Source organism: Myxococcus sp. MH1 (assembly GCF_059738865.1).
Map to the genome: position 1 here is coordinate 468,554 of NZ_AP026947.1, position 25,857 is coordinate 494,410.

Here is a 25,857-nt window from a genome sequence, read left to right on the forward strand (position 1 = left end):
GCGGTGGATGCGGTCTGAAGCCGGGCGGAACGACTCGCCTTCGTGTCGGAGGGGGCCGCGGTAATCACGCGGGCCACGAAGGCGAGGCGGTCCGTTGCCTCAAGGACACGGGCTGCCTCGCGCGCAATCGGCGCGAGGCCCGTTCGTCCTTCGAGGCATGGCGCGTTTCCCCCGAGACGGCCCTCCTGGCCCTCACCCCGCGCGCGGCGCGGGACTCCACTGCATGGCGACATACGGCGGCCCCGCGTCCGGGGGCTGTGAGGACGGCTCCTCCTGGAAGCCCAGCCGGGCGTACAGCTCGCGCGCGGGACTGTCGTGCAGCACGTGCAGCCGCACGGGCACCCGGGCCTCGGTGGCCGCGTCCAACAGCTCACGCAAGAGCCGTGTCCCCAGTCCACCGCCCTGGTGGGAGGGAAGCAGGGCGATCTCCACCAATCGCCACTCCCGCGCACCTCGGTCCACCAGCAGCCTGCCGGCGGGCTGACCCGCCACCAACACCACCCGGTCCTCGGCCGTCGGATGGCGCACGGCCCAGTCGCGCCCGCGCGCCAACCACTGCATGCGCAGGAACGCCTCGCGCTGCGCGGGTGTCCAACCCCACGTCGCCAGCTCGCCCGCACGCGTGCTGGCGTACAGGTCGAAGAGGAAGCCGTCGTCGGAGGGAGCGCGGGGACGCGAGGTGAGCGGCACGGTGCCGGGCAGCATGGACGCGCGGACACCCGGGCGTCCACCACCCGACACGCCGCCAGGCGCCCGCGTCCAACCGACGACGCGGATTGAAGCAACCCCCGGCCCCCCACGTCCGCGAGGCGAGGGGCCGGACGTCAGACCTGGATGAGAGCTTCGGTGCATTCCCGATAGGAGTACGCGATGAAGAAGACCCGAGACCCCGAGCTGAGCCGGGCCCTCCAGGAGGCCCGCGAGACAGAGGAGAAGTGGCGTGGACTCGCCGCCCGGCTCCTGGAGCTCGGGGACGACGCGATGGACGCGCAGCTGCTGGTGGCCTTTCGCGCCGCGCGCGAGGAGGGCGTCGTACCGCCGGACGCCGGCTTCTTCCTGGTGGCCCACATCCTCACCGCCATGGCGGACGAGGCGCTGACGGAGGTGCCGCGCGTCCAGCGGCTCGCGCTGGAGCTGGACCTGATGGAGCGCGAGTACGGCATGGAGGACGGCGTGTGGCACGACGCCGACGAGCCGCCCCCCGAGGACTGGGAGGCCCTGCTCGCCGAGTACGAGGGCGCCTGCGACGAGGCTCGCGCCGCCTTCTTCCGCGCCTACGGCGAGGAGGACATGGCCCGCCTCTACGTGGAGGACCGCGTCTCTTTCCACCGCCGCTTCGAGTCCGGCCGCCGCTTCTTCCACGGCCTGCCCATGTACCCCGAGCACCTCCACTGACCTGCTCCACGCCGCATGGAGCGGCGCGTCAACCCCGAGGGCAGGCCGCCATGTGCCTTCCGAGCGGCGAGAAATCGAGAGGGGACGAGGTCATCCGCGCCGCTCTCCTTCTCGGAAGGTGGTGCGCACGCGGGCTCGCTCGGGGGTTTTCGTTTCAATCCGGCGGTGCGGGCACAGCGGGGACGAAACTTTACGTTCACAATTGTGTCAATTAGTGGGGCTACAGGCTGGCGCAATGGGACTTTGATGCTCACTCTTGCGTCGCGCTGGCGTTTTCCAACGTCACACCCTATTTGGCCGCACGACTTCAAGTGGTGCGGAGCGGGCCGGTACGGAAGTCAATGCATACCAAGGACAAGGACACAGAGACTCGAAACTCCAAGGCGAGTCTCTAGCGCGCGGCGCGCGTCTCCGAACGAAATCCCCTCCAAGGGCTCGGGGCCGCGCGCCGCCGCACTTTTCCTGGCGGATTAGACTGTTCCGCCATGTCGACCTCACAGGCCACCCGACTGTTGGACCTCCTCTGGGAGCGTTATGCCTCGGAGGTGCCGTACGCGCGCACCTTCGTGCAGCTCTCCGGGGGCAGCTTCCGCAATGACCACGTCGCGCTGCGCTCGCTGGCCCGGCCCGGCGGAGGCATCGCGCTGTTCTCGCGTCCCTTCGAGCGGCTGGGCTGGAAGCCGGCGGGGGCGTACACGTTCCCCGACGCGCACCTGTCCGCCATCTACCTGTCGCACCCGGAGGGGCTGCCGCGCGTCTTCATCTCCGAGCTGAAGTCGGAGGAGCTGTCGCCGCGCGCCCGGGAGCTGCTCGCCACGCTGCCGGACGACCCGCCCCCGCCCGAGGACGTGGACGCGCTGGCGTCGTGGTTCTGCTCGCCGCCGCCGCCGTCGGAGGCCGCGCTGCTGGAGCTGGAGAAGGAGTCGCAGTACGGCGCCTGGCTGCTCGCCTTCGGCCGCAAGGTGAACCACTTCACCGGCTCCGTGGATGACGTGGAGGCGTGGCAGCACCGCATGCGGGAGGCGGGCGTGCCCATGAAGGCGGACATCGAGGGCGCGCCGGGCACGTCGCTGAGGCAGACGGCCACCCAGGCGGCCCCGCTGTCGGTGGCCCTGCGCGAGGGAGGCCGTCGCCCCTGGCCCTACGCGTACTTCGAGATTGCGCAGCGCGCGCCGGACTTCGACGGCTTCCTGGGTCCGCAGGCGCGCGCGCTGTTCGACATGACGAAGCGCTGAAGTCCGTCAGCGCAGCGCGCGGATGACGCGGGCGGGGTTGCCCGCGGCGAGGACATGGGGCGGCACGTCCTTCGTCACCACGCTGCCGGCGCCCAGCGTGACGCCCTCCCCGACGGTGATGCCGGGGAGGATGATGGTGCCGCCGCCCACCCACGTCTTCGCGCCGATGGTGACGGGCTTGGACAGCTCCGGGCCCTTGATGCGCTCGTCCGCGTCGAGCGGGTGCGTGGCCGCGTAGATGTGCACGTTGGGGCCGAAGGACACGTCGTCTCCAATCGTCACCCGGTTGCAATCCAGGATGACGCACTGGAAGTTCATGTACACGCGCTTGCCCAGCTGGATGAAGGTGCCGTAGTCGCAGTGGAACGGCGGCTCCAGGTAGACGCCCTCGCCCACCTGTCCCAGCAGCTGTCCGAGCAGCTGCTTGCGCAGGTCCTCGTCCTCCATGAGCGTGTCGTTGTAGGCGCGCAAGAGCCGCCGCGCCCGTGAGCGCGCCGCCGTGAGCTGCGCGTCCCAGCCGTTGTACAGCTCGCCGGCCAGCATCTTCTCCATCTCGGTCCGTGCCATGGCCGGCAGTGTCCACGCCCGCGCCGGCGCGACGCGGAAGATGTCCGGTGCTTCGTTGGGGGATGGACGTGAGGGATTGTGCTCGCACGCCCAAATTTCCGAGGTCCAACGAATGCGGCGGGGCTGGGAATGGGCGCGAAGCGCCGTCCCACTCATGTAGTCTGGTGCCCTCTTCCTGACCCGTGGGGGGACGTGTTGATTCGGATGGTGGCGAGAATGCTGGCCCTGGCCGCCGTGCTGGGATTCGCGGCGCCCGTCGGCGCGCAGGAGTCGGCGCCCGCGCCGTCCGCGTTCGACCTGGCGGTGAGCGTCCCGCGAGGGGGCGCGGCGAAGTCGAGCAAGCCGTCGGTGGAGAGCCTGCTGGGTGTGATGGGACGCACCACGCGCTTCAAGCAGGTGGCAGTGTCTCCGGACGGCGAGTGGCTGGCGTGGGTGGAGGTGGCGGCGACGGGCGGCACGCTCATCCAGGCGATGGAGCTGGGCGCGCGCGAGCCGAAGGCGCTGCTGGTGAGCGCCTGTCCCGAGGGCAAGACGTGCGACGAGTCCTCCATCCAGTGGAGCCCGGCGGGGCGGCGGCTGCTGTTCCTGTCGGACGGGCACCAGCGCGGCAGGACGCAGGTGTACGTGGCGGATTTGAAGGAGGGCGTCGCGACGAAGCTGACGTCCTTCGAGAGCCCCATCGCCTCGCCCCGGTGGTCGCCGGACGGCGCGTCGGTGGGGGTGCTGGTGATGCAGGGCGAGGGCGCGGCGCAGGCCCTGGGGCCCCGCGGTCCCGGCGCGCGAGAGACGGGCGTGGTGCGCGAGTCGCATCCGGTGCAGCGGGTGGCGGTGGTGTCGGTGGCGGAGGGCTCGCACCGCTTCGTCACGCCGGAGCAGACCTTCGTCTACGAGTTCGCGTGGAGCCCGGACGCGGCGCGGCTGGCGTACACCGGCGCGCCGCCGCCGGGGGACGCGAGCTGGTGGCTGGCGAAGCTGCACGTGGTGGAGACGGCGAGCGCGCGCTCGCGTGTGCTGTACGCGCCGAAGTGGCAGCTCACCGAGCCGACCTGGAGCCCCGACGGCAAGCAGGTGGCCGTCATCGAGGGGCTGATGAGCGACCACGGCTCCAACGGCGGGGACGTGATGCTGGTGCCGCTGGACGGTGGCAAGGCGCGCAACCTCACGGCGGGGATGAAGGCGACGGCGATGTCGCTCGAGTGGGTGTCGTCGCGCTCGCTGGTGTTCGGCGCGCAGGTGCGGGGCGAGTCGGCGGTGGCCACGGTGGACCCGACGCAGCAGGGTGAGCCGCGCGTGCTGTGGAAGGGGGCCGAGCGCATCAGCGCGCGCGGTCAGGTGGGGCTGTCGCTGTCGCGCGACGGCAAGGTGAGCGCGGTGGTGCGCGAGTCGTTCTCCAGGGCGCAGAACCTCTGGGTGGGGCCGGTGGGGGAGTGGGAGCGCGTCACGCGGCGCGAGGAGGACCTGCGCGCGCTGGTGGGCGAGGCGAGGGATTTGACGTGGAAGAGCGACGGGGCGGAGGTGCAGGGCTGGCTGGTGGCGCCGCCTCCGTCGATGATGCCGCCCCCCGGTGTGCGGGCGCCCATGGTGACGATGGTGCACGGCGGGCCCGCGGCGGGCGTCGTGCCGGGCTTCCGTCCGGACGTGCTGATGTTCACCGCGCGCGGCTACTACGTGTTCCTGCCCAACTACCGGGGCAGCTTCGGCCAGGGGGCGCAGTTCGCGCAGGCCAACCGGCGCGACTTCGGCTTTGGAGACTTGCGCGACATCCTGTCCGGCGTGGACGCGGTGCTGGCGCGCGCGCCGGTGGACCCCGCACGGCTGGGCGTGACGGGGTGGAGCTACGGCGGCTTCATGGCGATGTGGGCGGTGACGCAGACGCAGCGCTTCCGCGCGGCGGTGGCGGGCGCGGGCATCTCCAACTGGCAGAGCTACTACGGCACCAACCGCATCGACGCGTGGATGAAGCCGTACTTCGGCGCGTCCCTGTACGACGAGCCGGAAATCTACACGCGCAGCTCCCCCATCAACTCCGTGAAGCTGGCGCGCACGCCCACGCTGGTGCTGCACGGCGAGCGGGACCTGGAGGTGCCCGTGACGCAAGGGCACGAGTTCCACCGCGCGCTGAAGGAGCTGGGCGTGAAGACGCAGCTCGTGGTCTACGCGGACGAGGGCCACACCCTGCGCAAACCCGAGCACGTGGTGGACCGGATGCGGCGCACGGTGGAGTGGATGGACGCGCACCTGCCCTCCGGCTCGGCCGGTGGCGCGGCGAGGACGTCGCTCCTGCCCCGCTGAGACGGTGCTTCAGTGGGCGCCGCGCAGGTTGAGCAGCACGACGCCGCCGATGATGAGCAGGATGCCGGCCACCTTGGTGAGGTTGATGGCCTCGCCGAGGAAGGTGACGCCGATGACGACGATGGCCGCGGTGCCCAGCCCGGACCACATCGCGTACGCGACGCCGATGGGCACCTGCTTCACCGCCTGCGAGAGCAGCGCGAAGGCCACGCCGTAGCCGGTGAGACACGCCACGGTGGGCCACGGCCGGGTGAAGCCCTCGGTGGACTTCATCAGGCTCGTCGCGGCCACCTCGAAGGCGATGGCCCCGAGCAGGAAGAGATACGCCATGTGCCGACCTCCAATCCCTGCTGTCCGTAGCCGCTCCGGGGCCACGTCGCCAGCGGGTCCTCGCTCCGGCTGGGACCGTGGGTCGGTGGACGCGGACGAATGTCTCGCGAGGGGGGGCTAGCGGGCGGCGGGCCTGTCCTCGGGGGCGACGAGGGAGGTGAGCACGTGGTCCCTCCAGCGGCCGTTGATCTCCAGGAAGTCGCGGGCGTAGCCCTCCACCACGAAGCCCAGCCGGCGCAGCACCGCCGCGCTGCGCAGGTTCTCCGGCAGGTGGTTGGCCTGGATGCGGTGCAGGCCCATGCCGTGGAACGCGTGGGCGCAGACGGCGCGCAGGGCCTCCGTCATCAAGCCCTTGCCCTCGTGGCGATGGTCCAGCCCGTAGCCCAGGTCCGTGGCCTGCAAGGGCCCTCGGCGGATGTGCGCGAGCGAGATGTTGCCGATGACGGGCGCGGAGGAGGGCGGCGCGTCGCGAGGCAGCACGACGAGGCGCAGGGAGCGGTCGAAGCGCGCGTCCTCCAGGTCCTGTGCCAGCCGCGTGCGCCAGTACGTCAGCGTGTAGAAGTTGCCGGGCCGCGAGGGGGACACCAGGCCCAGGTGTTCGCGGTTGGCCTCGTGGTAGGCGACGACGCGCGCGGCCCCGTCCGGAGGGAGCTGGGTGATGCGCAGGCGCTCGGTGGTGAGCAGGACGATGGGCTTGTCGGAGTCCATGGCGTGTCGGCGGCCGCGGAAGCTAACGCGCCACGCGCTGTCCCGCACGCCCCCGGAAAAGAAAGCTCCCGCCCGGAGCGTCTTCTCCGAGCGGGAGCGGTGAGGCGTTACTGCCGCACGTCCTGACTCGCACCGTCGCCCGAGCCATGGAACTGGTGGTGGTCGTCGGACGTGTCCTGCTGGCCGCCACTCTCCGAGGTGTCGCCCGAGCCGCCCGTGCCGGGCTGCTGGACGTCCCCCAAATCCTCGTCATGCACCGCGCCCGACTCCGGCGCCTGCTGCTGCTCGTCGCCGCTCGAGGAGCCGCCGGTGCCAGGCTGCTGTTGTTCGCCGCCGCTCGAGGAGCCGCCCGTGCCGGGCTGCTCCTGGCCGCTGCCGCCGACGGCGCGCGAGCCTCCGCGCTCCAGGATGATCTCCACGCGGCGGTTGTTCGCGCGGCCCTCGGCGGTGGAGTTGGAGGCCACCGGCCGGTACTCACCCATGCCGCGCGCCTCGATGCGGTTGGCGGGCACGCCCTGGTTGATGAGGAACTCCTTCACCCGCTCGGCGCGCTGATAGGACAGCCGCTCGTTGAGGGCGTCGGAGCCCTGCGAGTCCGTGTGTCCCTCGATGAGCAGCGGCCGGTCCCCTTCCTTCAGCACCTGGGCCACGTCCGCCAGCCTGTCACGCGCCACCGGCAGCAGGTCCGAGGCACCGGACGCGAAGAGCACGCTGCCCGACAACGTCAGCACCGTGCCTCGCGCCTCCTCGCGGACCTTCAGGTCCTTGTTGGCCCGGTCCAGCTTGGAGATGGCCTCGGCCGCCTGTCGCTCGGCCTCCACGCGCGCCTGACGCTCCGCCTCCAATTGCTGCGCGGCCTGCTGGTCCGCCTGGCTCTGCGTCTGCTGCTGGCCCTGGAGCAGCTGCGCCTGTCGCTGCAGCTCCTCGTTCTGGGCGCGCAGTTGCTGCGCCTCCTGCTCCACCTGCTGACGCCGCGCGGCCTCCTCGGACAGCCGCAGCTCGCCCTCCTGCTGACGGGCCTGCGCCAGGCGCTGCTGCTCCTGGAGCGCCTGGGCCTGGTTCAGCGCGACCTCCGCCTGGGCCTGCTGGCGCGCGGCGATGTCCGCCATGCCCCAGGCGCCCGCCGTCTCCGCCTTGCGCAGGGCCACGTAGGAGAGCACCCGCGTGCGCTGGGACTTCTCGTCGCGCTGGTACTCGCGCTCGGCGGCGCGCAGGGCGTCGCGGGCCTCGGCCACGTCGCGGGGACGCTCACGCCCCTGCGGACTCGCCGCGAGCTGTTGATAGGCGGCGCGGGCCTCCACCAGCTCCTTCGGCGCGGCCGCGCTCGCGCTCCCCGCCACGAGGAGCGCCGAGGCTCCGACGAGGGCCTTCCAACCATGTTTGCTGCCTGCCATGACGGTCTCCTCCCGGACTGGGGCTCACTGCAGGCCGCGCCGCAGCGCTTCGGCCTGCTGGGTGGTTCTCTTCGCCTGCTGCTCCATGGGCAGCGCGCGTGCGAGCGCCAGCGCGAGGTCCGCGTCCGCGTCCGCCTGCATGAAGCTCAGCTCCGCGCCTTCCGCGTCATCGTCCATCAGCAGCTGCTCGCCATGGTTGACTTGCTGGCGGGCGAACTCCAGATGGCGCGCGGCTTCCGGGATGCGCGCTGCGCCGGCTCCTTCCGCGGCGCGCATGGAGGCCACCGCCTCCGTCCGTCGGGTGTTCGAGGTGGGTTTCACGCTCTGACTGGCGCACCCCAACAGGGTGGCGCACAGCATCGCGGCAAGCAGCTTCGGGCGCACGGTCTACCTCCAGCCGTCGGTCCACGGAGCGCGGGTGTCGCGCCCCAGGTCCAGAAGTGTGCTCGGGCCGACAGCGCGGCAATCCACGAGGGCACAGGCCGCATGGGGAGGGACCGGGCATCCCCGGGGTGGGGCGGGCAGGGGTTGCGCTCGCCAAGCCGCGTGACGGTGCCGCAGCGCGCGCTGGCCGCCCGTCGTCGCAAGCGATAGGACGTGGGGCCTATGCGTCTGCACCTGGTGGATGGCACGTATGAGCTGTACCGCGCCCACTTCTCGCCCCGGCCGGGCCACGCCGCGCCGGATGGCCAGGACGTGAAGGCGACGGTGGGGTTGATGTCGTCGCTGCTCATGCTGCTGCACGACGCGGACGAGGCGGTGACGCACGTGGCGGTGGCGTTCGACAACCCCATCCGCTCGTTCCGCAACAGGCTGTTCGCCGACTACAAGGGGGACGAGGGCGTGCCGCCGGAGCTGCGCGCGCAGTTCGACCTGGCCGAGGAGGCGGTGGCGTCGCTGGGCGTGCGCGTGTGGTCCATGAAGGAGCACGAGGCGGACGACGCGCTGGCCACGGCGGCGGCGCGCTTTGGCGGCGAGGTGGAGCAGGTGCGCATCTGCACGCCGGACAAGGACCTGGGCCAGTGCGTGCGCGGCCAGCGCGTGGTGCAGGTGGACCGGCGACAGGAGAAGGTGCTGGACGAGGACGCGGTGCGCGCGAAGCTGGGCGTGCCGCCCACGAGCGTGCCGGACCTCCTGGCGCTGATGGGCGATGTCGCCGACGGAATCCCCGGGCTGGACGGCTTCGGGGAGAAGGGCGCGTCCGCGCTCGTGTCCGCGTATGGCCGGCTGGAGGCGATTCCGGACGACGCCTCCACCTGGTCCGTGCGGCCGCGCGGCGCGGACAAGCTGGCCGCCACGCTGCGCGCCCACCGTGAGGACGCGCTGTTGTACCGCAAGCTCGCCACGCTGGTGGAGGACGCGCCGCTGCCCGGGACGAAGACGCTCGCGGACGTGGCCTGGGCGGGCGTGCCTCGCCAGCGGTTCGAGGCGCTCTGCGACAGGCTGGGCGTCACCACGCTCAAGCGCCGACCGAAGCGCTGGGTGGACTAGCCCGCGGCCTTGTCGCCCTGGTCGTCCTGGGGCACGAGGGCGACGGGCGCCTGTCGCGGCAGGCGCACGGTGAAGGTGGTGCCGTCGTCCTGCGTGGAGCGCACGTCCACCGTCCCGCCGTGCGCCACGACGATGCTGCGCACGATGTAGAGCCCCAGGCCGATGCTGCGCATGCCCCGGTCCTCGGGCCGCTCCAGGCCGCGCTCGAGCGGCTCGAAGATGCGCGACTTGAGCTCCAGGGGGATGGGCAGGCCCTGGTTGTGGACCTCCAGCACCACGCCGCCCGAGTCCTCGCCCCGCGCGACGACGCGCACCACCGTGTCCGGCGCGCTGTACTGCATGGCGTTGCCCACCAGGTTGCCGAGCACCTGCGCCACGCGGTCCGGGTCCCACTGGCCCACGCCGTTGCCCGTGTACTCGGAGAGGATGCGCCGGTCCGGCCACGCCACCTGCAACTCGTCCAGCGCCGCGTGCACCACCTCGTGCAGGTCCATCAGCCTCGGGTACACCGGCAGGCCCCGGCCCTGGCGCGCGCGCGTGAAGTCGAGCAGGTCGCGAATCATCCGCGTGGCCCGGTCCGCCGCGCGCTGGATGCGCTGCACGTTGCGCTGCTGCCGCTCGTCCGCGTCCGGCGTCTGCGCCAGCAGCGACGCCGCCAGCGTGATGGCCCCCAGGGGGTTGCGCAAGTCGTGGCTGACGATGCCGATGAGCTGCCGCTCGAAGTCCGCCTGGGCGTGCACCTCCGCGAGCAGGCGCAGGCGCTCCGACTCCGTCTGCTGCATCTCGGTGACGTCCTGCATGGCGCCGACGACCTGCACCGCGATGCCCTCGGTGTCGCGGACGATGTGGCAGCGGTCCACCACGTGCGCCCAGGTGCCGTCGCCGCGCTGGAAGCGGTAGTTCTCCTGCCACTCGTGGCTCTGGCTGGACACCGCCAGGCGCAGGCCTCGCACCACGCGCTCGCGGTCCTCGGGGTGCAGCCGCTCCTCCCACCAGGCACGCGTGTCCCGGATGAGGGAGGAGGCATAGCCGAACTGCTCGTGCAGGCCGCTCGTCCAATCCACCGCGCCCGTGCGCGGGTCCCATTCCCAGACGGCGTCCCGCGTGGCCCGGGCGGCCAGCCGGAAGCGCAGCTCGCTGCGCCACGCGCGCTCCTCGGCCGCCTGCATCTCCGTCAGCGTGCCCTCCGCGAGCAGCCGCCGCGCGCGCTCGTCCTCCAATTGCTGGCGCCGCTTGCGCTCGTGGCTGGCCAGGGCCGTGACGCGCGCCTGGAGCTCCAGCGGGCGGAAGGGCTTGAAGACATAGTCATTGGCGCCCGCGGCCATCGCCTCCACCACGTCGGCCGCGCGGGTGTTGACGGTGAGCAGCAACACCGGCAGCAGCGCGGTGGTGGAGCCCTGGCGCACGAAGCGGCACACCTCCAGGCCCGTCATCCCTGGCAGGTACCAGTCCAGCACGAGCACGTCCGGCGTGCGGCCCTGACCCAGCGCCTCCAGCAGCGCGGCGCCATCCGTGAAGGTCACCACCTGGCAGATGGGCGTGAGCGCGCGGAGGATGGCCTCCGTCTCTCCGGCGCTGTCGTCGAGCACCCACACCAGGGGCGCGGCCTGCATCGGGTCCGGCAGGCGGGGGTCGGTGGGGGGCACGGGTGGAGCGAGGCTCTAGCAATCGATTCTCGCCTCGGTCAATTCTTCGATGGGCAACGCACGGCGGGACTGCCAACCTGTCGCCCGCTCGACACCTCTGATGGCGGCGGTGCGAGCGCTCGTGACGAGCAGTACGAGAGGGAAGCCGCCGGGCCCCGCGTGCCGTTGAAGGAAGTCATGTCTGTTGATTTGAAGCCCTTGGAGCTCAACGCTCCTGCCTCGGATGACTGGGTTCCCTCGCTGGAGGACACGCCGTACCAGCGCCTGGGCGGCGCGGACGCGGCGATGGCGCTGGCGGGCGCGTTCTATGACGCGATGGATGCCCACGAGCCCGCCCTGGCGAAGCTGCACGAACTGGATGCCGAAGGCCGGGTGAACCCTGGCACGCGTGAGCGCTTCGGCCTGTTCCTCATGGGTTGGCTGGGAGGACCCCAGCATTACGCGGAGCGCCATGGGCATCCGCGGCTGCGCATGCGCCATGGCCATGTGCCGGTGGATTTGTCCATGCGGGATGCCTGGCTTCGGGCCATGCAGCGCGCCATGGATGCCCGGGGCGTGACGGGCGGCCTGCGCCGCTTCCTGGACGAGCGCTTCGCCCAGGTGGCCGACTTCCTGCGCAACACCGAGGGCTGAGCCTCCGCATCGCCGTCGACTTGCGGAAAAAAGCACGGGCGTTTAGAAAGGCGCCATGCGCAAGGGCGAGCTCACCCATCAGGCGATTCTCGAGCGGGCCATCCAGCTCGCCAGCCGGGTGGGCCTGCAGGGGCTGAGCATCGGCGGGCTGGCGGAGGAGCTGCAGCTCTCCAAGAGCGGCCTGTTCGCGCACTTCCGTTCCAAGACGTCGCTCCAGGTGGAGATCCTCGAGGCGGCCACGGCGCTGTTCACCGAGCGGGTCATCCGTCCGGCGCTGATGCAGCCGCGCGGCGAGCCCCGGGTGCGGGCGCTCTTCGAGAACTGGCTGACGTGGGAGCGGGAGCTGGTGCCGGAGGGCGGGTGCATCTTCGTGGCGGCGGCGACGGAGCTGGATGACGCCCCGGGCCCCGCGCGCGACAGGCTGGTGCAGACGCAGCGCGACTGGATGGACTGCCTGGCCCAGGCCGCGCGCATCGCCGTGGCCGAGGGGCACTTCCACAAGGACGTGGACGTGGAGCAGTTCGCCCACGACGAGAACGCCCTGCTGTTGGGCTTCCACCACGCCGCCCGGCTCCTGAAGGAGCCCCGCGCGGAGACCTGGGCCCGCCGCGGCTTCGAGGCCCTGCTGCGCGCCGCCCGTCCCACGGGCTCCTGACTTCTTCAAAGGCTCTGTGTCCCTCCGAGGAGGACCTCGTCATGGCGGAAAATAGCACGAACGTTCGCGTTAAACTGGCGAAGTGGGGAATGCGTGCGGCGGCGTTGGGGGCGGGGACGGTGGCGCCCGGCCTGACGGCGGCGTGGGCGGACGAGCGGTTCCGCACGCCGTGGCGGCCGCACCGCTCCCGGACGGCGGAGGCGGTGCTGGCGCGGGGGCAGCCGAGGATGCTGACGCTCGGTGGCGAGGAGGTGGCGGTGTGGAGCTGGGGCGAGGGGCCGCGGGTGCTGCTGGTGCATGGGTGGAGTGGGTACGGCGGGCAGCTCACGGCGTTCGTGGACCCGTTGGTGGCGGCGGGGTTCTCGGTGGTGACGTACGACGCGCCGGGGCATGGGCGCTCGTCGGGGCGGACCAGCTCGCTGCCGGAGATGGCGGAGGTGGTGGCGGACGTGGCGAGGGCGACGGGGGGGCCGTACGCGGTGGTGGCGCACTCGCTGGGGGCGGCGGCCACGGCGGTGGCGATGCGGGACGGGCTGAAGGTGGGGCGCGCGGTGTTCGTGTCGCCGCCGGCGGACCCGCGTGGGGGCATCCAGGCCTTCGCGCGCGCCTTCGGGCTGACGGACGGGGTGTGGATGCGGATGGAGGAGCGCATCGAGCGGCGCTTCCACGTGCGGCTCAAGGACCTGGCGCTGCCGAACTTCGTGCCGCTGCTGGGGCAGGTGCCGCTGCACGTGTTCCACGACGTGGGGGACCGGGAGGTGCCGCTCGTCGCGGGGGAGGCGGTGGCGCGGGCGTGGCCGGGCGCGAGGCTGACGCGCACTCAGGGGCTGGGGCACCACCGCATCCTGTACGCGCCGGAGGTGGTGGCGCCGGCGGTGGAGTTCCTCACGCACGGCAAGCCGGAGACGCTGTCGCCGGAGGTGCCCATGCTGGCGGCCTCGGCGGCCACGGGCGCGCGAGTGCCATTGCGGCTGGTGCGCTCGGCGCCGTGAGGTGATGTCTGGCTTTCGGGCCGAGCGGGGATTCAACGCCAGCCGATTGCCTTTCAGATGAAGACCTTCGTCGTCGCGGTTCGCCTCAGGGCGGGGAAATGGCGGGAGGTCGTCTGCGTGGAGGGAGCGATGCTCTCCCTCGCATGCGGGTGAAGGTGTATCCGGGGCCGGTGTCCGCGCTGCGTGGCGTGGACCTGGAGATTCCGCTCGGGATGTTCGGCCTGCTGGAGCCCACGTCGGGTGAGGTGACGCTGGAGGGCGTGGACATCGTCCGCCAAGGTGTGCGCGGAGCTGCTCGAGCGGTTGGACCTCACGTTCGCGGCGAAGCGCGAGGTGAAGGAGTGTTCAGGAGGCATGCGGCAGCGGCTGGGCATCGCCCAGGCGCTCGCGGTGCGGCTGAGCGGACGACGCGCGGCGGACTCGGTGAGCCTGCTGGAGAAGCTGCGCCCCAGGGGGCTCGTGCGCGAGGCGTGGCGGCTGGCGCCGTGGGCGTTGGTGCCCGTGGTGGCGGCGGCGGTGCGGGTGGGCGAGGGCTGGCAGGGGACGCGGCGGAGGAGCGCGCCAAGGACTCCTGGCAGCGCAACCTGGCCACGTGGCTCCACGCGCGCCCCGGAAGCTCGTCGGGGCGCGCGGTGGCACAAGGGCTACTCGCCGGTGCGGTTGCCGGTCAGCTCCATGGTGAACTGGCCGGTGACGGGGATGGGGGCGCAGTTGCGCGAGGAGAAGTCGCCCTTCATGGAGAGGTGGAGCATGCCCGCCTCGTCCCGGTTGCCGGTGCCCGAGCGCACCGTCAACGTCCCGTCGCAGTTCTGCTCGTCCAGGTGGACCTGGCACTCGGTCTGCTGGACGGAGAACGCGCGCTCCCCGGTCATGGTGCCCGGGAAGCCGTCTCCGCACTCGAAGGCATCCGAGCGCAGGTTCAGGGCCGACTTGTTGGAGCCCGCGCTCGCGGCGATGCGAATCGTGTCCGAGAAGTCATTGGTCTGCGACTGGCCGAAGATGACCAGGGTCATCGTCCCCGTGCTGGCGTAGGCGCCCGTCACGTTGGGGCGATGGTCCACCGTCCCGCCGTCGTCGCCGCCGTCGTCACCTCCGCCACACGCTCCGAGCCCCAGCAACAGCGCCGCCGTCACCACGCGCATCCGCATCATCGACATCCTCCGCTCCCGACTGGAATCCTGGGGCCGGAGTATTCTTACGACGTCTCGGTCACGCAATTCACGGCGACGGCGCGTCGTCCGTCCGTGTCACGGCGTGTGTCCGGTTTCCGTCGACAGCAGCTCCAACGTGTCGGAGATGCTCGTCCCGAGCGACAGCTTCTCGAACGTCGTGTCCGGGGCGGACAGCCCGGAGGACGTGCCCGCCAGTCTCATGACGAACATCCGGCGGCTGGAGACCGGCCCGCACGTCATCGAGACTTCGCCGCGCAGTTCGAGCTGGAAGGCGCCGCCCGCGTCACGGCTGCCGCTCCCGTTGTTGACCTTCATGCTCGCGGTGCAGCCCGACTCCACGTCCACCGGGCACGTGCCCCCGCTGACGTCGAACGTGCGCTCCCCGTTCATCGCCGCGCGGATGCCGCCGCCGCAGCTCATGCTGGCGATGTTGATGCTCAGCAGGTTGAGACCACTCGTGTTCTCCGAGACGGTGATGGAGTCCCGGAGGTTGGCGATGTTGTGCCCGCTCCCGTCCGGAGCGTTGCTCTGCAGCGTGCCCGTGACGGCGTAGGTGCCCGTCACGTTGGAGCGCTGATATGTGACGGGAGGATTGGACCCGCCCGGCGGCGGCCTGTTCCCCGGCTCCTCCTGGGGCTCGCGGTCCTCACCCCCACACGCGCCAAGCGCCAACAACCCCACCACCCACAGCACACGCGAACGCGACATCGAAGGGCTCCATTCCCATACGAGAGAGTCAACGCGGGGAAGAACCCTGGCCGCGGGTTTCCTGCGCAATGCCTTGCGTCGAATCCCGGAATCGCTGTCAGCATGTCCGGCCCTGGAACGCGGAGTGCTGACAGGTTGTCCTCGGCGTCGGTCCTCGTCGAGCGCGGCTCCCTCTCGAAATGGGTTGTGCACGCGCGTTGCAGTGGGCGCGTGATGCCCAGGGAGGACCCTCCCGGGGTGTTGCATGCACAGGGGGAGTTCCGCACATGAGCGTCATGTCGTCGCTGTGTCTGGTGTTGCTGTCGTCCGCCGTCGCCCATGCCGATTCGTCGAGCACCGGGTCGACCGAGGCCGTGCCTCGCAAGACGGTGCTGGGGCTCGCCGTCAATCCCACGGACTGGGGACAGCTGGTGTTGGAGGGGGAGCGGGTGGTGGCCCCGCGCGTCAGCGTGGGGTTGGGGCTGCTCGTCGGATTCCATGTCTCGAATGGCAGCAGGGACCTGGAGCGGACGGAGCAGCGACTGGAGACGAGGGACTCCCTCTTCCAGCTGGGCGTCGTGCCGCGCGCCCGGTTCTTCCTGTCCGGGACGGCGCCCGAGGGGCTCTGGGTGTCACCGCAGCTGGAGGTCATCCACCAGTGGCGCGAGTACGAGCAGTTCGTCGTCGAGGACGAGGGCAATGAGAGCAGCATCCGCTCCCTGCAGCTCGGGGGCGCGGCCCTGGTGGGCTACACCGCCATCCTGGGACAGGGGCTCGCGGTGCAGGCGGGGGTCGGCGTGGGTGCACGTCATTCCTCGGACCGGTATGAGAGCCGTCAGCCGGTGCTGCCAAGCGGCGAGGTGAGCAGCACCACGAAGGGGCGGAGCTGGACCTTCGATGAGCGACTGCAAGTGTCCCTGGGCTGGGCCTTCTGACACGGTGGCGCTACAGCGCGGCGCCGTGCGCGCCTCGGGGGCAGGGGCCCTGTCCGCGTGGGGGCGCGGGGTGCTCCTTCACGCCGGGGCGCGGCGGGAGGTTGGCGGGCGTCTTGACGTCGTGCACCAGCCCCAGCGCGGCGAGCCCTCGCACCATCCACCATCCCGGGTCCGGCTGGCGCCAGCCGAGGCCCATCCGCGCCGAGCGCGGCCACGCGTGGTGGTTGTTGTGCCACGACTCCCCCATGCTGACGAAGGCGAGCCAGCCCGCGTTGCGGCCCTGCTCCGCGCAGCCGGGCAGCTCGTAGGGCTGCTCGCCCTCGACGTGGCTCACGTAGTGGACGAACCAGAAGCCGTCCTGCGTGAGCGCCAGTCGCACGAACACGCCCCACGCCACCCACGCGGGGCCGCCGAGCGCGTACAGCCCGAGCGCCAGCGGCACCTGGAGCCACAGGCCCCAGCGCTCCAGCGCGAGGAAGAAGGCGTCGTCCGCCACCGCGGGCTCCACCGGGGCCGCGGCGGTGGGCCTCTTCGGGTGCCACGTGCGGAAGAGGGCGTGGCTCATCGCGCTCAGGAAGCCGTCGCGGTAGCCGAAGTACTCGGGGCAGTCCGCCTCCGGCTGGTTCTGATGGAAGTCGCGCAGGTGGTGCATGCGGCTCATCGCGATGACGCCGCCCAGGCCCGCCAGGGTGCCCAGCAGTCCGAGCGCGCGCTCCACCGCGAGCGGCGCGCGGAAGGCCCGGTGGATGAGGCCGCGGTGGATGCCCACCGAGACGCCCAGGCACATCGTCAGGCCCGTGAGTGCGGCCCACACCGCCACGGCGCTCCACTCCAGGTACCGCGCGCCGCCGAGCAGGGCCGCCACGTGGAGGACGCTCCACCGGACGAGCTTCCCCGTGTCCCACCGCGCCTCGCCCCACCGTGTGTCGCTCGTGTCCATGGCCCGTCCCTTTCGGGAGGGGGCCATCGCAAGCGCCCTGCCAGCGCGGGGCGGGCCTGATTCCAGGGGCTTGGGCGGCCGAGCGGGCAGGACTGTCAACGCCGTTCACAGCGGCCGTGCACCGGGTGGACGGCGGTGGCTCAGCGCTCCAGGCCCAACTCGACGCCGGGTATCCACCGTCCCCGCCGTTGTCCGTCCACGCGGACCGAGTCCCAGTCCAGCCCCAGGGTGCCCCTCAGCGCGAAGTCACCCGTCTTCCAGCGCAGGCCCGCGGCGGCGCGCGCGGAGAGGCCCAGGGCGTCACCTTCGCGGCGGCCTGGTCGGTCCACCACGGTCATCAGCCAGCCAGCGCCCACCTCGGCGAAGGGGGCCAGGGTGCCGCGTCCTCCCAGGCCCGCCATCGCGAGCACGGACATGCGCTGGAGCGTGGCGTCGTCCGCCCAGGCGTCGGGTGCCAGCGCGTAGGTGGCGCGCGCGCCGAATCGGGTGAGGCCCGGGCCGGGGGCGCGCCAGGACAGGGCGAGGCCGCGAGCGACGCCGCGTCCTCCCAGGGGTGGCGTGCCCAGGGTGAGTCCGACCTCGAGGCCCAGTGAGCGCGGGACGCCGGAGGGTTCGCCGGGAGAGAGGGCGGTGGAGAAGTCGACGGCGGGCACGCCGGTGGAGGCGACATAGCCCTCGTAGAAGTCGCGGCCGAAGGGCAGGGCGAAGAGTCCCTGGAGGAGGCTCTCCTCGGCGGCGCCGCGAGAGGCGACCTCGGGTGGCGAGGAGGGCGGGAGCTCTCCGGACCTGAGGTCCGAGCGACGCACGCGCGCCTCGCCGCCGGGGGTGCGCAGCCAGTACGCCGCGCGCTCCGGCAACGCGAGCGTCAGGGGCTCTCCCGCCGCCTGGTGCGCGTCCACGAGACGCACGCCGGAGGTGTCCTCCACGGAGATGCGTGCGCCTCGGGGGGCTGGGGGGAGGTCGAGGCGAGGGCCGTCCGGGGCGGGGCCGACGAGCGCGCGCGAGGGGCTGAGGGCGGGAGGGAAGGTGCGCACCGCGAGCCGGGCCTGGGGGGACTTCACGCCGCGGATGGCGGCGGCGACGAAGGCGTCCAGTTCGCTGTACTCGACGCGACCATCGCCGTTGACGTCCGCGCCGCCGAGCAGCGCCGAGCGCGCCGCGTGACTGAAGACGCCCGCGCGGATGCGGGACCATTCGTGAGTCTCGCCCTCGGTGCTCTCCGCGAAGATGGCGCCCACGCGGGGGTGGCCGGCGAGCTGCTCCTGTTCCAGCGCGCGTCGCAGCCTGCGCAGCACGAGCGGGTCTCCGCCGCGGCTGCCGACGACGCCCGCCGCGTGGCACGCGTCGACGAGCAGGTGCACGTAGTCCGCGTCGAGCTTCTCCACCACGCGCGAGTAGAGGCCCTCCTGGTCCAGCTGTCCGTCGGCGAGCGTGAGGTAGGCGCGGCCCGACTCGCCGGTGCGGCCATGGCCCACGTAGATGAAGAGGAAGTCCACGGCGCGCCCGGCGGCGCGGTCCTCGGCGTTGCGACGCGCGAGCTGGTCCACGGTCTCATCGAGCACCGTGAGCGTGGGGAGGCGGGCGTCGGTCAGCCGCTCGCGCTCGGCCTGGGCGGTCTCGGCGTCGGGGACGGTGAGCAGGACCACGTCCACGCCGAGCCGGCGCAGCGTCTCGGCCCAGCGCACGCCGTCGTCATCCGCGTAGCGCAGCGGCGGCATGCCCGGGGTGTCGCTGCCGTTGTATGCGACCACCAAGGCGCGTCGCACGGGAGACGGCTCCGGCGAGGCCGGATTCTCGGCCTGCGCGGCGCTCATCGTCGCCGTGCACAGGAGCAGCAGCGCCCATGACCGCCCGAGGAGTGCGTAGCGCTCTCGACTCATCGCAGCCCCCGGGACCTGGAGAGGGAGCGAATCACCATGCTGCATGGAGTGCGCGTCACGCAGCTCGACGCGCCGATTCGTTCCGTGTCGATGCGCTCTTGGATGGATGAGGCTTCGAGTTGCCACACCTCGATGCGGCCTGAGGTGCGCGTCACGCGCTGCGATGTGACGGTGCACTCATGGAGGGGGCGCGATGCTTCGCGCCATCTCCCGCGCCGAGACTCCCGCATGCGCCGCGATGCCCCGAGCCGCCTCGCGCACGGCGACTCCCTCCCGGGCCCTTCGTGCGCGCCTCCACGCTCCCCTTCCATCCAGTGCGTCATGGCTTGCCGCCCCCCACTCGAACCCTGTGCCGCACCTGGACCACTTCGCCTTGCACCGTCTCTCCGCGCGCGGCCGAGAGCGCGACGCTCGCGCTCGACGCGAAGACCGCGGTGAGCTCCACCTCGCCCGACGCGGGCAGCCGTGGCGTGATGTCCAGCGCGGCCTCCGCGCCCGGAGCCGCCTTCACCTCGAACGGCCCCTCCACGCGCGAGCCCTGCTGCGTGCGCACCACCACCGCGACATGCGTGTACGGCGCCCGCACGCCCGCCGCGAACGCGAGGGACGCTCCCGAAGGACACGTGCCCTGTCCGCGCACTTCACGCAGCTCCGCGTCCGACGGCACGCAGAACAGCCGCAGCACCGCGGTGCCGGGGCCCTCGCCGCGCGCCGCCCACTCTCCCGTGTCTTCAGGCACGCCCATCCACAGCACCCCGGCGGACACCATCAGCGCCAGCACCCACGCCGTGCCCACGTGCCCGAGCGTCGGCATGTCCCACGCTCCGCGCACCCACTCGACCACGCGCGCCCACGGCCCCTTCGTCCCGTCGAAGGACTCCGAGGCCTCACGCCGCTCCAGCGCCCCCAGCACCGCCTGCAGGCCGTGTGTGGACAGCCGCTCCAGCTCTCCCGGGGTCGGCTCGGTGACGGTGTCCCGCGCGAACACGCGACGCAGGTTCATCACCTGTGCATAGCGGGCGCCACAGCGCTCGCAGCCTCGCGCATGACTCAGCACCCGGCTCCACTGTCGCGGAGGCAGGGTGCCGTCGTTGGCGAGGTGGACGAGCTGTCGGTCCACGTGGGGAGTGAACAAGGCCATGGGCAACTCACTCTCGTCAGGGCACGAAGAGGGGGAAGAGCAGGGCCACCATCGCGGCCGTGGCCGCGGCGGAAGGCAGCCCATCGGGCGACTCCGCCACCAGCCATCCCTCCTCCACGAGGAACGCCGTCATCGCGCGCCGCAGCTTCATCTCGCGCGTCCTCAGCTCCTGTCGGGACCACCCCAACAGCAGCCCCGCGCGCTCCTGGGACAACCCCTGCACGAAGCGCAGGTCCGCCAACCTCCGCGTCCCCTCGTCCAGCCCCGCGAGGAAGCGCCTCACCAGCTCCCGCAGCTCCCCCTCGAGCGCCCGGTCCTCGGGAGAGGGCGACGTGCTCGCCAGCCGCTCCGCCATCGGCGTGTCATCCAGCGCCACCGCCTCGCGCGCGATGCGGCCCGCCGAGCGCAGCACGTCCACCGCCGCCTGCTTCGCCACCGCGTTGAGCCACGTCGAATACGGACGCACGCCGTCGTACGCCAGCCGCGCCTGCTCACGGAAGGCGCGCACGAAGGTCTCCTGGTGCGCGGCCTCCAAATCCAACGGACCCACGCGTCCCAGGCCCCCAGGCCCGTGGGACACGTACGTGCGCGACAGGAACCGCGCCACGTGCGCGGAGTAGGCCCGATAGACGCGCGCGAGCGCCTCCGGTTCTCCTCGGCGGAAGGCCTGCAGCAACCGCGGGTCGTCCCTCAACAGTGACATGCCGTCCTCCCCTCAAGGGGCCTCGAGCCCCTGGACCTCGACGGGCCCGGCGCGCTCCGTCTGTGTCCCGTCACCCAGCTGCCCGGCGGCGTTGGCGCCCCAGCACTGCACGCGCCCATCCCTCAGCACCGTGCACGTGCTCGTCACACCCGTGCCCAGGTCCACCACCTCGTTCGCCAGGCCCGACACGTCCACCGGCGCCGCGCGATGCACCCGCGTCCCGTCGCCGAGCTGCCCGGCCTCGTTCAGGCCCCAGCAGCGCACCCGTCCCTCGGCGCTCAGCGCGCAGGTGAAGCCCGTGCCCGCGCGCACCTGGCGCATGTCCGCCGTCAGCCCCACCGGGCGCACCGGCACCGTGCTGTCGAGCGCGGTGTCATCCCCCAGCGCTCCCGAGGCATTGAAGCCCCAGCACTCCACCGCCCCGTCGCCCACGCGCGCGCAGGTGTGTCCCTTGCCCGCCGTCAGCGCCCTCACGGGCAGGGCCAGGCTCCGCGCCCGGACGGGCGGCGACTTCAGTCCCACGCCCGCGAGCCCATCTCCCAGCTCGCCGTAGGCGTTGTCGCCCCAGCACCACGCCTCGCCCGCCGTGGTGGCCGCGCAGGTGTGGTACGCGCCCGCCGCGAGCACCGTGAGGTTCGCGGGCAGGCCCCGCACCTCGACGGGCGTATAGCTCCGCTCGCTCACCTCCGACGCGCCCAATTGGAGTCGTGAGTTGTCGCCCCAGCACGTCACCTGTCCCCCCGCGTGCAGCGCGCAGGTGTGCGCTTCACCCGAGGCGACCGTCAGCACGTTGGAGCCCACGCCGCCGACATCCAGGGGCTCCAGCGACGACGACAGCGAGGCCTGACCCAGCTGCCCCGACGTGTTGTCTCCCCAGCAGCGCACGGTGCCGCCCTCCAGCACCGCGCAGGTGTGGTCCGCGCCCGCGGAGATACCGAGCACGCCGGTGGACAGGCCCTTCACCGCCACGGCGGAGGCCCGCAGCGCGCGTGTGCCGTCGCCCACCAGTCCCGTGCCGCCCCAGCACCGCACGCCGCCGCTCTCCAACAGCGCGCACGCGTGCTGCCGTCCCACCGTGACTTTTTCCGCCACGCCCCTCGGCTCGGAGTCCGGTTCCGGACACTCCTCGGTGTCCTCCTCGCACGCATCCGTCGGAGCGCTCCGGATGGGGTCCAGGCACGCGCCCGTCAGCGCGGTGAGGAGCAGCAGGATGGGCGCGACGCGGCGCTTCATGGAGCCTCCCTCCCGACGGCAGAACGAACGACTGGCGCCGCGGGCACGAGGCTTGCGCGGCGCCAGCTTGCTGGCCTGGATGTCCTCGCAGACGGACGGCGGGAAAATGCGTTACGGCTGCGGATGCACGTTGAGCGCGCTCCAGGGCGAGGTGCTCGTGTCCACCAGCACCAACCGGAAGGCCGCCTCGCTCTCCGTCGAGGGCGACAGCGCGCCCGCGGCCACCGCGAAGACGCCCCGGCCCAGGAAGGCGCTGGTGTCCAACTGGAACCGCGCCACCGGCGAGCGGTCGGCGGAGTTGGCCGCCGCCACGCCCACCAGCAGCTGGGCGCCGGGCAGCTCCCGGCCCTCCACCGAGGTGGCCAGCCGGTAGGGGAGGTCATCGAAGGCGGCGCTGGCCGGGACGACGCCGTTCTCCACCGGTGACACGTCCACCACGGGCGCGTCCGGCGAGGCGTGCACCACGCGCAGCCGCAGGCTGTCGGTGTCGGGCGTGAAGCCCTCCGTGAAGGCGAGCAGCTCGAAGGTGGAGTCCGCCGGGTCGTCCGCCGCGGGGCTCAGGAAGCCGGAGGCGAGGACCAGGTAGCTCTCACCGGCGACCAGCGCGGGCGTGGGCCGGCTGGCGGCGGGGGCGCCCGAGGGGCGCGTGCTCCCGGAGGCGCTGGCGAAGAAGTCCAGGGTGTAGCTGCCCGGCGGCACCTGGATGGGCGCGGACAGCTCGCCGAAGTTCAGGTCATCCACCAGCTCCGCGTTGCCGACGAAGACGTCCACGGAGGGCGCGTCCGGCGAGGCGTGCAGCGCGTAGACGACGGGGTTCTGGCGGACCAGCCCGACGCCCGCGGCGAGCAGCCCGAAGCCCGCGGGCGCGTGCGCCTTCTCGGACAGCCTGCCCGTGGCGATGACGAACACCTCGCCGCGCGAGGGCAGGGCGGGCACGGTGAAGGACGTCACCTTCTGGTTGTCGGTCGTGCGCACGCCCACCTGGAGCGACTGTCCGGAGGGCAGCTCCACGCCCGCGGCCCCCGTGTCCTGGAAGCGCGCCAGGCTGGTGATTTCAGAGCTGCCGTCGTCGCCCACGTCCAGCGCGACCGTGGGCGCGTCCGCGCCCGCGTGGACGATTCGCACGCGCGCACGGCCCTCCGCGGGCGCGCCGAAGCCCTCGGTGAGGGGCAGCACGCGGAAGCCGCTCGCGCTGTCGGTGGCGGTGAGCAGGCCCGCGGCCACCGCGCTCACGCTCTGGTCCTTCGTCAGCGTCAGGGGACCGGTGGAATAGACGGGCGCGGACGTGGCCGCCGAGCCCGCCGCGCGCACCTGCATGTTGTACGTCCCCGTCGGCACCGTGGCGTAGGACGTGGTGTCGCCGTAACGCACGTTGGTGAACAGTGGCGTGGAGTTGCCCTCCGCGTAGATATCCACGGCGGGCGCGTCCGGCGACGCGTGCACGACGCGCAGCTTCGCCTGGGTGGACGGCGTCGGGTCGGGCGGCGTCTCGTCGTCGTCTCCGCAGCCGACGAGCGCGGACAGCGTGGCGGCCAGCGCCAGGGTGATGCCACGGCGATTCCAGGCGTTCCTCTTCATGTGCGCCTCCATTGAAGCGGCCTTCGGGCTCGGGGGAGCCAGGGCCTGTTCGTTGTTGGAGGGCCCTTACGAAATGAGGCGGTGGACCTGGTTGATGGGACGTGTCCGCGCGAGCGCTGCTACCGTGCCCGCCCCATGAACCCAGGCCTGATTCCCCTCGTCGTGTCCTTGCTCTGGACCCAGGCGCCCGCGCCCGCCGCGACCCCCGCCGCCGCCCAGGGCGCCGCCGCGAAACCGTCGCAGGTGCCCGGAATCGCGCCGCTGCCCGGTCAGCCAAACGTGTGGGTGAGCAACGTGCCCCCGGTGCCGGACGCGCTGCGTCGCCGGATGGAGCAGTACCTGGAGTCCCGCACCGCGGCGCTCTCGGACGCCAGTGATGACGGCAAGCAGCTGCTCATCACCACGCGCTTCGCGGACACCAACCAGCTCCACGTGGTGGAGATGCCCATGGGCGCGCGCACGCAAATCACCTTCGCGAAGGAGCCCATCAACCGGGCTGTCTTCCAGCCGGGCGACGCGAACGTCGTCTACTACCTGCAGGACAAGGGCGGCGGTGAGTTCTTCCAGGTGTTCAAGCTGGACCGGCGCACGGGCCGCTCGGAGCTCCTGACGGATGGCAAGAGCCGCCACGAGGCGCTGCGCGTCTCCGCGGATGGCCGCTGGCTGGCGTACGCGGGCACGGGCCGCAACGGCAAGGACACAGACGTGTACGTGGCCCCCACGTCGGAGCCCACGAAGGCGCGCCGCCTCACGGAGCTGGAGGGCACGTACTCACCGCAGGAGTTCTCCGCGGATGGCTCGAAGCTGCTGGTGCAGCGCTTCCGGGCCGCGGATGACTCGGACCTGTTCCTGGTGGACGTGGCGTCCGGGGAGCGCCGTCAGCTCACGCCCTCCGAGGGCAAGGGCAGCGTCGACGGCGCCACCTTCACGAAGGACGGCCAGGGTGTGTACCTGGTGACGGACCGCTACAGCGACTTCTCCGAGCTGTACCTGCTCGACACGCGCACCGCGCCCACGGCCCAGCCGCCCGCGTCGCTGACGAAGGCGGTGCGGTGGAGCGTGACGGACCTGGCGCTGTCCCCGGACGGGCGCAAGCTGGCGGTGGCCTTCAACGAGGACGGCTACACCACGGTGTCGCTGCTCGACACGCGCACGCGCGCCCTGTCCGCGCTGACGGTCCTGCCCAAGGGCGTGGGCGGCGGGCTGAAGTTCCCGCGCAAGCGCTCGGACGTGCTGGCGCTCTCGCTGGGCAGCGCGCGCAGCCCCATGGACGTGTGGACGGTGGACTTGAAGTCGCGCAAGCCGACGCGCTGGACGCGCTCGGAGGTGGGCGGTCTGGACACGGAAGCGTTCGTGGAGCCCACGCTCGTGCGCTACCCGTCCACCGACGGCGTGCAGGTGCCCGCGCTCCTCTACGTGCCCAGGAACACGGGCGGCAAGAAGGTGCCTGTCGTCGTCAGCTTCCACGGCGGACCGGAGGGACAGAGCCGGCCGATGTTCAGCAACTTCACCCAGTTCATCGCCAGCGAGCTGGGCATGGCGGTGCTGGTGCCCAACGTGCGCGGCTCGGACGGGTACGGCAAGGCGTACCGCGCGATGGATGACGGCGTGAAGCGCGAGCAGAGCCTGAAGGACATCGGCGCGACGCTGGACTTCATCGCCTCTCGGCCGGAGCTGGACGCCACGCGAGTGGGTGTCTCGGGCGGTTCGTACGGCGGCTACATGACGCTGGCGTCGGTGGCCTTCTATCCCGACCGCTTCAAGGCCGCGGTGGACGTGGTGGGCATCTCCTCGCTGCCCAGCTTCCTGGAGAACACGCAGGCGTACCGCAGGGACCTGCGGCGCGCGGAGTACGGCGACGAGCGCATCCCCGAGGTGCGCCGCGTGCAGGAGCGCATCTCCCCGCTGGGCTCGGTGGACAAGATTCGCGCGGCGCTCTTCGTGCAGCAGGGGGCCAATGACCCGCGTGTGCCGCAGTCGGAGGCGGAGCAGATCGTCCAGGCCGTGCGTCAGCGCTCGCCGGACGTCTGGTACATGCTGGCCACCGACGAGGGCCACGGCTTCCAGAAGAAGCCCACCCGCGACTACGCGCAGATGACGACGATGATGTTCTTCGAGAAGCACCTGGGCGCGCCCCAGGTGCCCGCGCAGAAGTAGGCGCCCCGGACACAGCGTGCGCCCCCCCCCCCGGGACATCCCGGTATGTCCCGGGCGGCCGCGCGTTCCCTGAAGGTTGTTCCACGGCGTTTC

General features: G+C 72.0%; 24 protein-coding genes. 9 read left to right on the plus strand and 15 right to left on the minus strand.

The annotated features are described in order from the left end of the window. Positions 1 to 192: 192 nt before the first annotated feature. Positions 193 to 705, minus strand: coding sequence for a GNAT family N-acetyltransferase (locus AC6JA9_RS01890; protein WP_223782188.1), 513 nt, complete (start codon positions 703 to 705; stop codon positions 193 to 195). Between the two features lie 165 nt (positions 706 to 870). Here AC6JA9_RS01890 and AC6JA9_RS01895 point away from each other — a divergent pair, with 165 nt between their 5' ends. Together AC6JA9_RS01895 and AC6JA9_RS01900 are read left to right on the plus strand one after the other, a co-directional pair. Next, entirely contained in the window at positions 871 to 1,395 is a 525-nt protein-coding gene (locus tag AC6JA9_RS01895; RefSeq protein WP_141329688.1) for a hypothetical protein, read from the plus strand. 485 nt (positions 1,396 to 1,880) lie between these two features. Further along, positions 1,881 to 2,630, plus strand: a complete 750-nt coding sequence (locus tag AC6JA9_RS01900; RefSeq protein ID WP_046710520.1) for a DUF1338 domain-containing protein — start codon at positions 1,881 to 1,883, stop codon at positions 2,628 to 2,630. A gap of 6 nt (positions 2,631 to 2,636) precedes the next feature. Here the strand turns inward: AC6JA9_RS01900 and AC6JA9_RS01905 are convergent, their stop codons facing one another. After that, positions 2,637 to 3,197 carry a sugar O-acetyltransferase gene (locus AC6JA9_RS01905; RefSeq protein ID WP_223782189.1) on the minus strand — a complete coding sequence of 187 codons (561 nt, stop codon included), beginning with the start codon at positions 3,195 to 3,197 and terminating at the stop codon, positions 2,637 to 2,639. Positions 3,198 to 3,413: 216 nt separating this feature from the next. Here AC6JA9_RS01905 and AC6JA9_RS01910 point away from each other — a divergent pair, with 216 nt between their 5' ends. Further along, complete coding sequence (locus AC6JA9_RS01910) at positions 3,414 to 5,489, plus strand: alpha/beta hydrolase family protein (protein ID WP_483576760.1); 2,076 nt, start codon at positions 3,414 to 3,416, stop codon at positions 5,487 to 5,489. Positions 5,490 to 5,498: 9 nt separating this feature from the next. On the opposite strand, the gene AC6JA9_RS01915 is transcribed toward AC6JA9_RS01910, so the two are convergent. The 4 genes from AC6JA9_RS01915 to AC6JA9_RS01930 all read right to left on the minus strand — a co-directional run bounded on the left by AC6JA9_RS01915 (position 5,499) and on the right by AC6JA9_RS01930 (position 8,305). Beyond that, positions 5,499 to 5,819, minus strand: a complete 321-nt coding sequence (locus tag AC6JA9_RS01915) for a DMT family transporter (protein ID WP_497959000.1) — start codon at positions 5,817 to 5,819, stop codon at positions 5,499 to 5,501. A 117-nt stretch (positions 5,820 to 5,936) separates the two neighbouring features. Next, complete coding sequence (locus tag AC6JA9_RS01920) at positions 5,937 to 6,527, minus strand: GNAT family N-acetyltransferase (protein ID WP_267698437.1); 591 nt, start codon at positions 6,525 to 6,527, stop codon at positions 5,937 to 5,939. Between the two features lie 107 nt (positions 6,528 to 6,634). After that, on the minus strand, positions 6,635 to 7,921 hold the full coding sequence (locus AC6JA9_RS01925) for an OmpA family protein (protein WP_223782192.1): 1,287 nt from the start codon (positions 7,919 to 7,921) through the stop codon (positions 6,635 to 6,637). Between the two features lie 24 nt (positions 7,922 to 7,945). Next, positions 7,946 to 8,305 (minus strand): DUF4398 domain-containing protein, encoded by a 360-nt coding sequence (locus tag AC6JA9_RS01930; RefSeq protein ID WP_046710524.1) that lies wholly within the window; start codon positions 8,303 to 8,305, stop codon positions 7,946 to 7,948. Between the two features lie 222 nt (positions 8,306 to 8,527). On the opposite strand from AC6JA9_RS01930, the gene AC6JA9_RS01935 reads away from it, so the two are divergent. After that, positions 8,528 to 9,412 (plus strand): 5'-3' exonuclease, encoded by an 885-nt coding sequence (locus tag AC6JA9_RS01935; protein WP_223751456.1) that lies wholly within the window; start codon positions 8,528 to 8,530, stop codon positions 9,410 to 9,412. Here AC6JA9_RS01935 and AC6JA9_RS01940 read toward each other — a convergent pair. Beyond that, positions 9,409 to 11,058, minus strand: a complete 1,650-nt coding sequence (locus AC6JA9_RS01940; protein ID WP_497959001.1) for a hybrid sensor histidine kinase/response regulator — start codon at positions 11,056 to 11,058, stop codon at positions 9,409 to 9,411. The genes AC6JA9_RS01935 and AC6JA9_RS01940 overlap by 4 nt on opposite strands. A gap of 177 nt (positions 11,059 to 11,235) precedes the next feature. Here AC6JA9_RS01940 and AC6JA9_RS01945 point away from each other — a divergent pair, with 177 nt between their 5' ends. The 3 genes from AC6JA9_RS01945 (at position 11,236) to AC6JA9_RS01955 (ending at position 13,338) form a co-directional block, all read left to right on the plus strand. Then, positions 11,236 to 11,691, plus strand: a complete 456-nt coding sequence (locus tag AC6JA9_RS01945; protein WP_223751454.1) for a globin domain-containing protein — start codon at positions 11,236 to 11,238, stop codon at positions 11,689 to 11,691. Between the two features lie 55 nt (positions 11,692 to 11,746). Continuing rightward, positions 11,747 to 12,346: a TetR/AcrR family transcriptional regulator gene (locus tag AC6JA9_RS01950; protein WP_046710528.1), complete on the plus strand. Its 600-nt coding sequence runs from the start codon at positions 11,747 to 11,749 to the stop codon at positions 12,344 to 12,346. 89 nt (positions 12,347 to 12,435) lie between these two features. Beyond that, a complete protein-coding gene (locus tag AC6JA9_RS01955) occupies positions 12,436 to 13,338 on the plus strand; it encodes an alpha/beta fold hydrolase (protein ID WP_497959002.1) in 903 nt (300 codons plus the stop codon). 644 nt (positions 13,339 to 13,982) lie between these two features. Here AC6JA9_RS01955 and AC6JA9_RS01960 read toward each other — a convergent pair. Then, on the minus strand, positions 13,983 to 14,489 hold the full coding sequence (locus AC6JA9_RS01960; RefSeq protein WP_408888382.1) for a hypothetical protein: 507 nt from the start codon (positions 14,487 to 14,489) through the stop codon (positions 13,983 to 13,985). Between the two features lie 96 nt (positions 14,490 to 14,585). Then, positions 14,586 to 15,218 carry a hypothetical protein gene (locus AC6JA9_RS01965; RefSeq protein ID WP_426748436.1) on the minus strand — a complete coding sequence of 211 codons (633 nt, stop codon included), beginning with the start codon at positions 15,216 to 15,218 and terminating at the stop codon, positions 14,586 to 14,588. A 266-nt stretch (positions 15,219 to 15,484) separates the two neighbouring features. Here AC6JA9_RS01965 and AC6JA9_RS01970 point away from each other — a divergent pair, with 266 nt between their 5' ends. Beyond that, on the plus strand, positions 15,485 to 16,132 hold the full coding sequence (locus AC6JA9_RS01970) for a hypothetical protein (protein WP_223751449.1): 648 nt from the start codon (positions 15,485 to 15,487) through the stop codon (positions 16,130 to 16,132). A 10-nt stretch (positions 16,133 to 16,142) separates the two neighbouring features. Here the strand turns inward: AC6JA9_RS01970 and AC6JA9_RS01975 are convergent, their stop codons facing one another. The 6 genes from AC6JA9_RS01975 to AC6JA9_RS02000 all read right to left on the minus strand — a co-directional run bounded on the left by AC6JA9_RS01975 (position 16,143) and on the right by AC6JA9_RS02000 (position 23,607). After that, positions 16,143 to 17,072 carry a fatty acid desaturase gene (locus AC6JA9_RS01975; protein ID WP_483576772.1) on the minus strand — a complete coding sequence of 310 codons (930 nt, stop codon included), beginning with the start codon at positions 17,070 to 17,072 and terminating at the stop codon, positions 16,143 to 16,145. Positions 17,073 to 17,212: 140 nt separating this feature from the next. Next, positions 17,213 to 18,838 (minus strand): caspase family protein, encoded by a 1,626-nt coding sequence (locus AC6JA9_RS01980; RefSeq protein ID WP_497959003.1) that lies wholly within the window; start codon positions 18,836 to 18,838, stop codon positions 17,213 to 17,215. A gap of 433 nt (positions 18,839 to 19,271) precedes the next feature. Next, positions 19,272 to 20,093, minus strand: coding sequence for a hypothetical protein (locus tag AC6JA9_RS01985; protein ID WP_408888379.1), 822 nt, complete (start codon positions 20,091 to 20,093; stop codon positions 19,272 to 19,274). A 16-nt stretch (positions 20,094 to 20,109) separates the two neighbouring features. Then, positions 20,110 to 20,796 carry an RNA polymerase sigma factor gene (locus AC6JA9_RS01990; RefSeq protein WP_141332987.1) on the minus strand — a complete coding sequence of 229 codons (687 nt, stop codon included), beginning with the start codon at positions 20,794 to 20,796 and terminating at the stop codon, positions 20,110 to 20,112. A gap of 12 nt (positions 20,797 to 20,808) precedes the next feature. Continuing rightward, positions 20,809 to 22,029 (minus strand): RCC1 domain-containing protein, encoded by a 1,221-nt coding sequence (locus tag AC6JA9_RS01995; RefSeq protein ID WP_223751445.1) that lies wholly within the window; start codon positions 22,027 to 22,029, stop codon positions 20,809 to 20,811. Between the two features lie 111 nt (positions 22,030 to 22,140). Beyond that, positions 22,141 to 23,607: a DUF4397 domain-containing protein gene (locus AC6JA9_RS02000; protein ID WP_497959004.1), complete on the minus strand. Its 1,467-nt coding sequence runs from the start codon at positions 23,605 to 23,607 to the stop codon at positions 22,141 to 22,143. A 135-nt stretch (positions 23,608 to 23,742) separates the two neighbouring features. Here AC6JA9_RS02000 and AC6JA9_RS02005 point away from each other — a divergent pair, with 135 nt between their 5' ends. Beyond that, on the plus strand, positions 23,743 to 25,764 hold the full coding sequence (locus AC6JA9_RS02005; protein WP_497959005.1) for a S9 family peptidase: 2,022 nt from the start codon (positions 23,743 to 23,745) through the stop codon (positions 25,762 to 25,764). Positions 25,765 to 25,857: the final 93 nt, after the last annotated feature.

Bases quoted from the DNA above. Each gene is read 5' to 3' on its own strand.
- AC6JA9_RS01890 (WP_223782188.1), bottom strand. From the start codon at position 705: ATGCTGCCCGGCACCGTGCCGCTCACCTCGCGTCCCCGCGCTCCCTCC.
- AC6JA9_RS01895 (WP_141329688.1), top strand. From the start codon at position 871: ATGAAGAAGACCCGAGACCCCGAGCTGAGCCGGGCCCTCCAGGAGGCC.
- AC6JA9_RS01900 (WP_046710520.1), top strand. From the start codon at position 1,881: ATGTCGACCTCACAGGCCACCCGACTGTTGGACCTCCTCTGGGAGCGT.
- AC6JA9_RS01905 (WP_223782189.1), bottom strand. From the start codon at position 3,197: ATGGCACGGACCGAGATGGAGAAGATGCTGGCCGGCGAGCTGTACAAC.
- AC6JA9_RS01910 (WP_483576760.1), top strand. From the start codon at position 3,414: ATGCTGGCCCTGGCCGCCGTGCTGGGATTCGCGGCGCCCGTCGGCGCG.
- AC6JA9_RS01915 (WP_497959000.1), bottom strand. From the start codon at position 5,819: ATGGCGTATCTCTTCCTGCTCGGGGCCATCGCCTTCGAGGTGGCCGCG.
- AC6JA9_RS01920 (WP_267698437.1), bottom strand. From the start codon at position 6,527: ATGGACTCCGACAAGCCCATCGTCCTGCTCACCACCGAGCGCCTGCGC.
- AC6JA9_RS01925 (WP_223782192.1), bottom strand. From the start codon at position 7,921: ATGGCAGGCAGCAAACATGGTTGGAAGGCCCTCGTCGGAGCCTCGGCG.
- AC6JA9_RS01935 (WP_223751456.1), top strand. From the start codon at position 8,528: ATGCGTCTGCACCTGGTGGATGGCACGTATGAGCTGTACCGCGCCCAC.
- AC6JA9_RS01945 (WP_223751454.1), top strand. From the start codon at position 11,236: ATGTCTGTTGATTTGAAGCCCTTGGAGCTCAACGCTCCTGCCTCGGAT.
- AC6JA9_RS01950 (WP_046710528.1), top strand. From the start codon at position 11,747: ATGCGCAAGGGCGAGCTCACCCATCAGGCGATTCTCGAGCGGGCCATC.
- AC6JA9_RS01955 (WP_497959002.1), top strand. From the start codon at position 12,436: ATGCGTGCGGCGGCGTTGGGGGCGGGGACGGTGGCGCCCGGCCTGACG.
- AC6JA9_RS01960 (WP_408888382.1), bottom strand. From the start codon at position 14,489: ATGATGCGGATGCGCGTGGTGACGGCGGCGCTGTTGCTGGGGCTCGGA.
- AC6JA9_RS01965 (WP_426748436.1), bottom strand. From the start codon at position 15,218: ATGTCGCGTTCGCGTGTGCTGTGGGTGGTGGGGTTGTTGGCGCTTGGC.
- AC6JA9_RS01970 (WP_223751449.1), top strand. From the start codon at position 15,485: ATGAGCGTCATGTCGTCGCTGTGTCTGGTGTTGCTGTCGTCCGCCGTC.
- AC6JA9_RS01975 (WP_483576772.1), bottom strand. From the start codon at position 17,072: ATGGACACGAGCGACACACGGTGGGGCGAGGCGCGGTGGGACACGGGG.
- AC6JA9_RS01985 (WP_408888379.1), bottom strand. From the start codon at position 20,093: ATGGCCTTGTTCACTCCCCACGTGGACCGACAGCTCGTCCACCTCGCC.
- AC6JA9_RS01990 (WP_141332987.1), bottom strand. From the start codon at position 20,796: ATGTCACTGTTGAGGGACGACCCGCGGTTGCTGCAGGCCTTCCGCCGA.
- AC6JA9_RS01995 (WP_223751445.1), bottom strand. From the start codon at position 22,029: ATGAAGCGCCGCGTCGCGCCCATCCTGCTGCTCCTCACCGCGCTGACG.
- AC6JA9_RS02000 (WP_497959004.1), bottom strand. From the start codon at position 23,607: ATGAAGAGGAACGCCTGGAATCGCCGTGGCATCACCCTGGCGCTGGCC.
- AC6JA9_RS02005 (WP_497959005.1), top strand. From the start codon at position 23,743: ATGAACCCAGGCCTGATTCCCCTCGTCGTGTCCTTGCTCTGGACCCAG.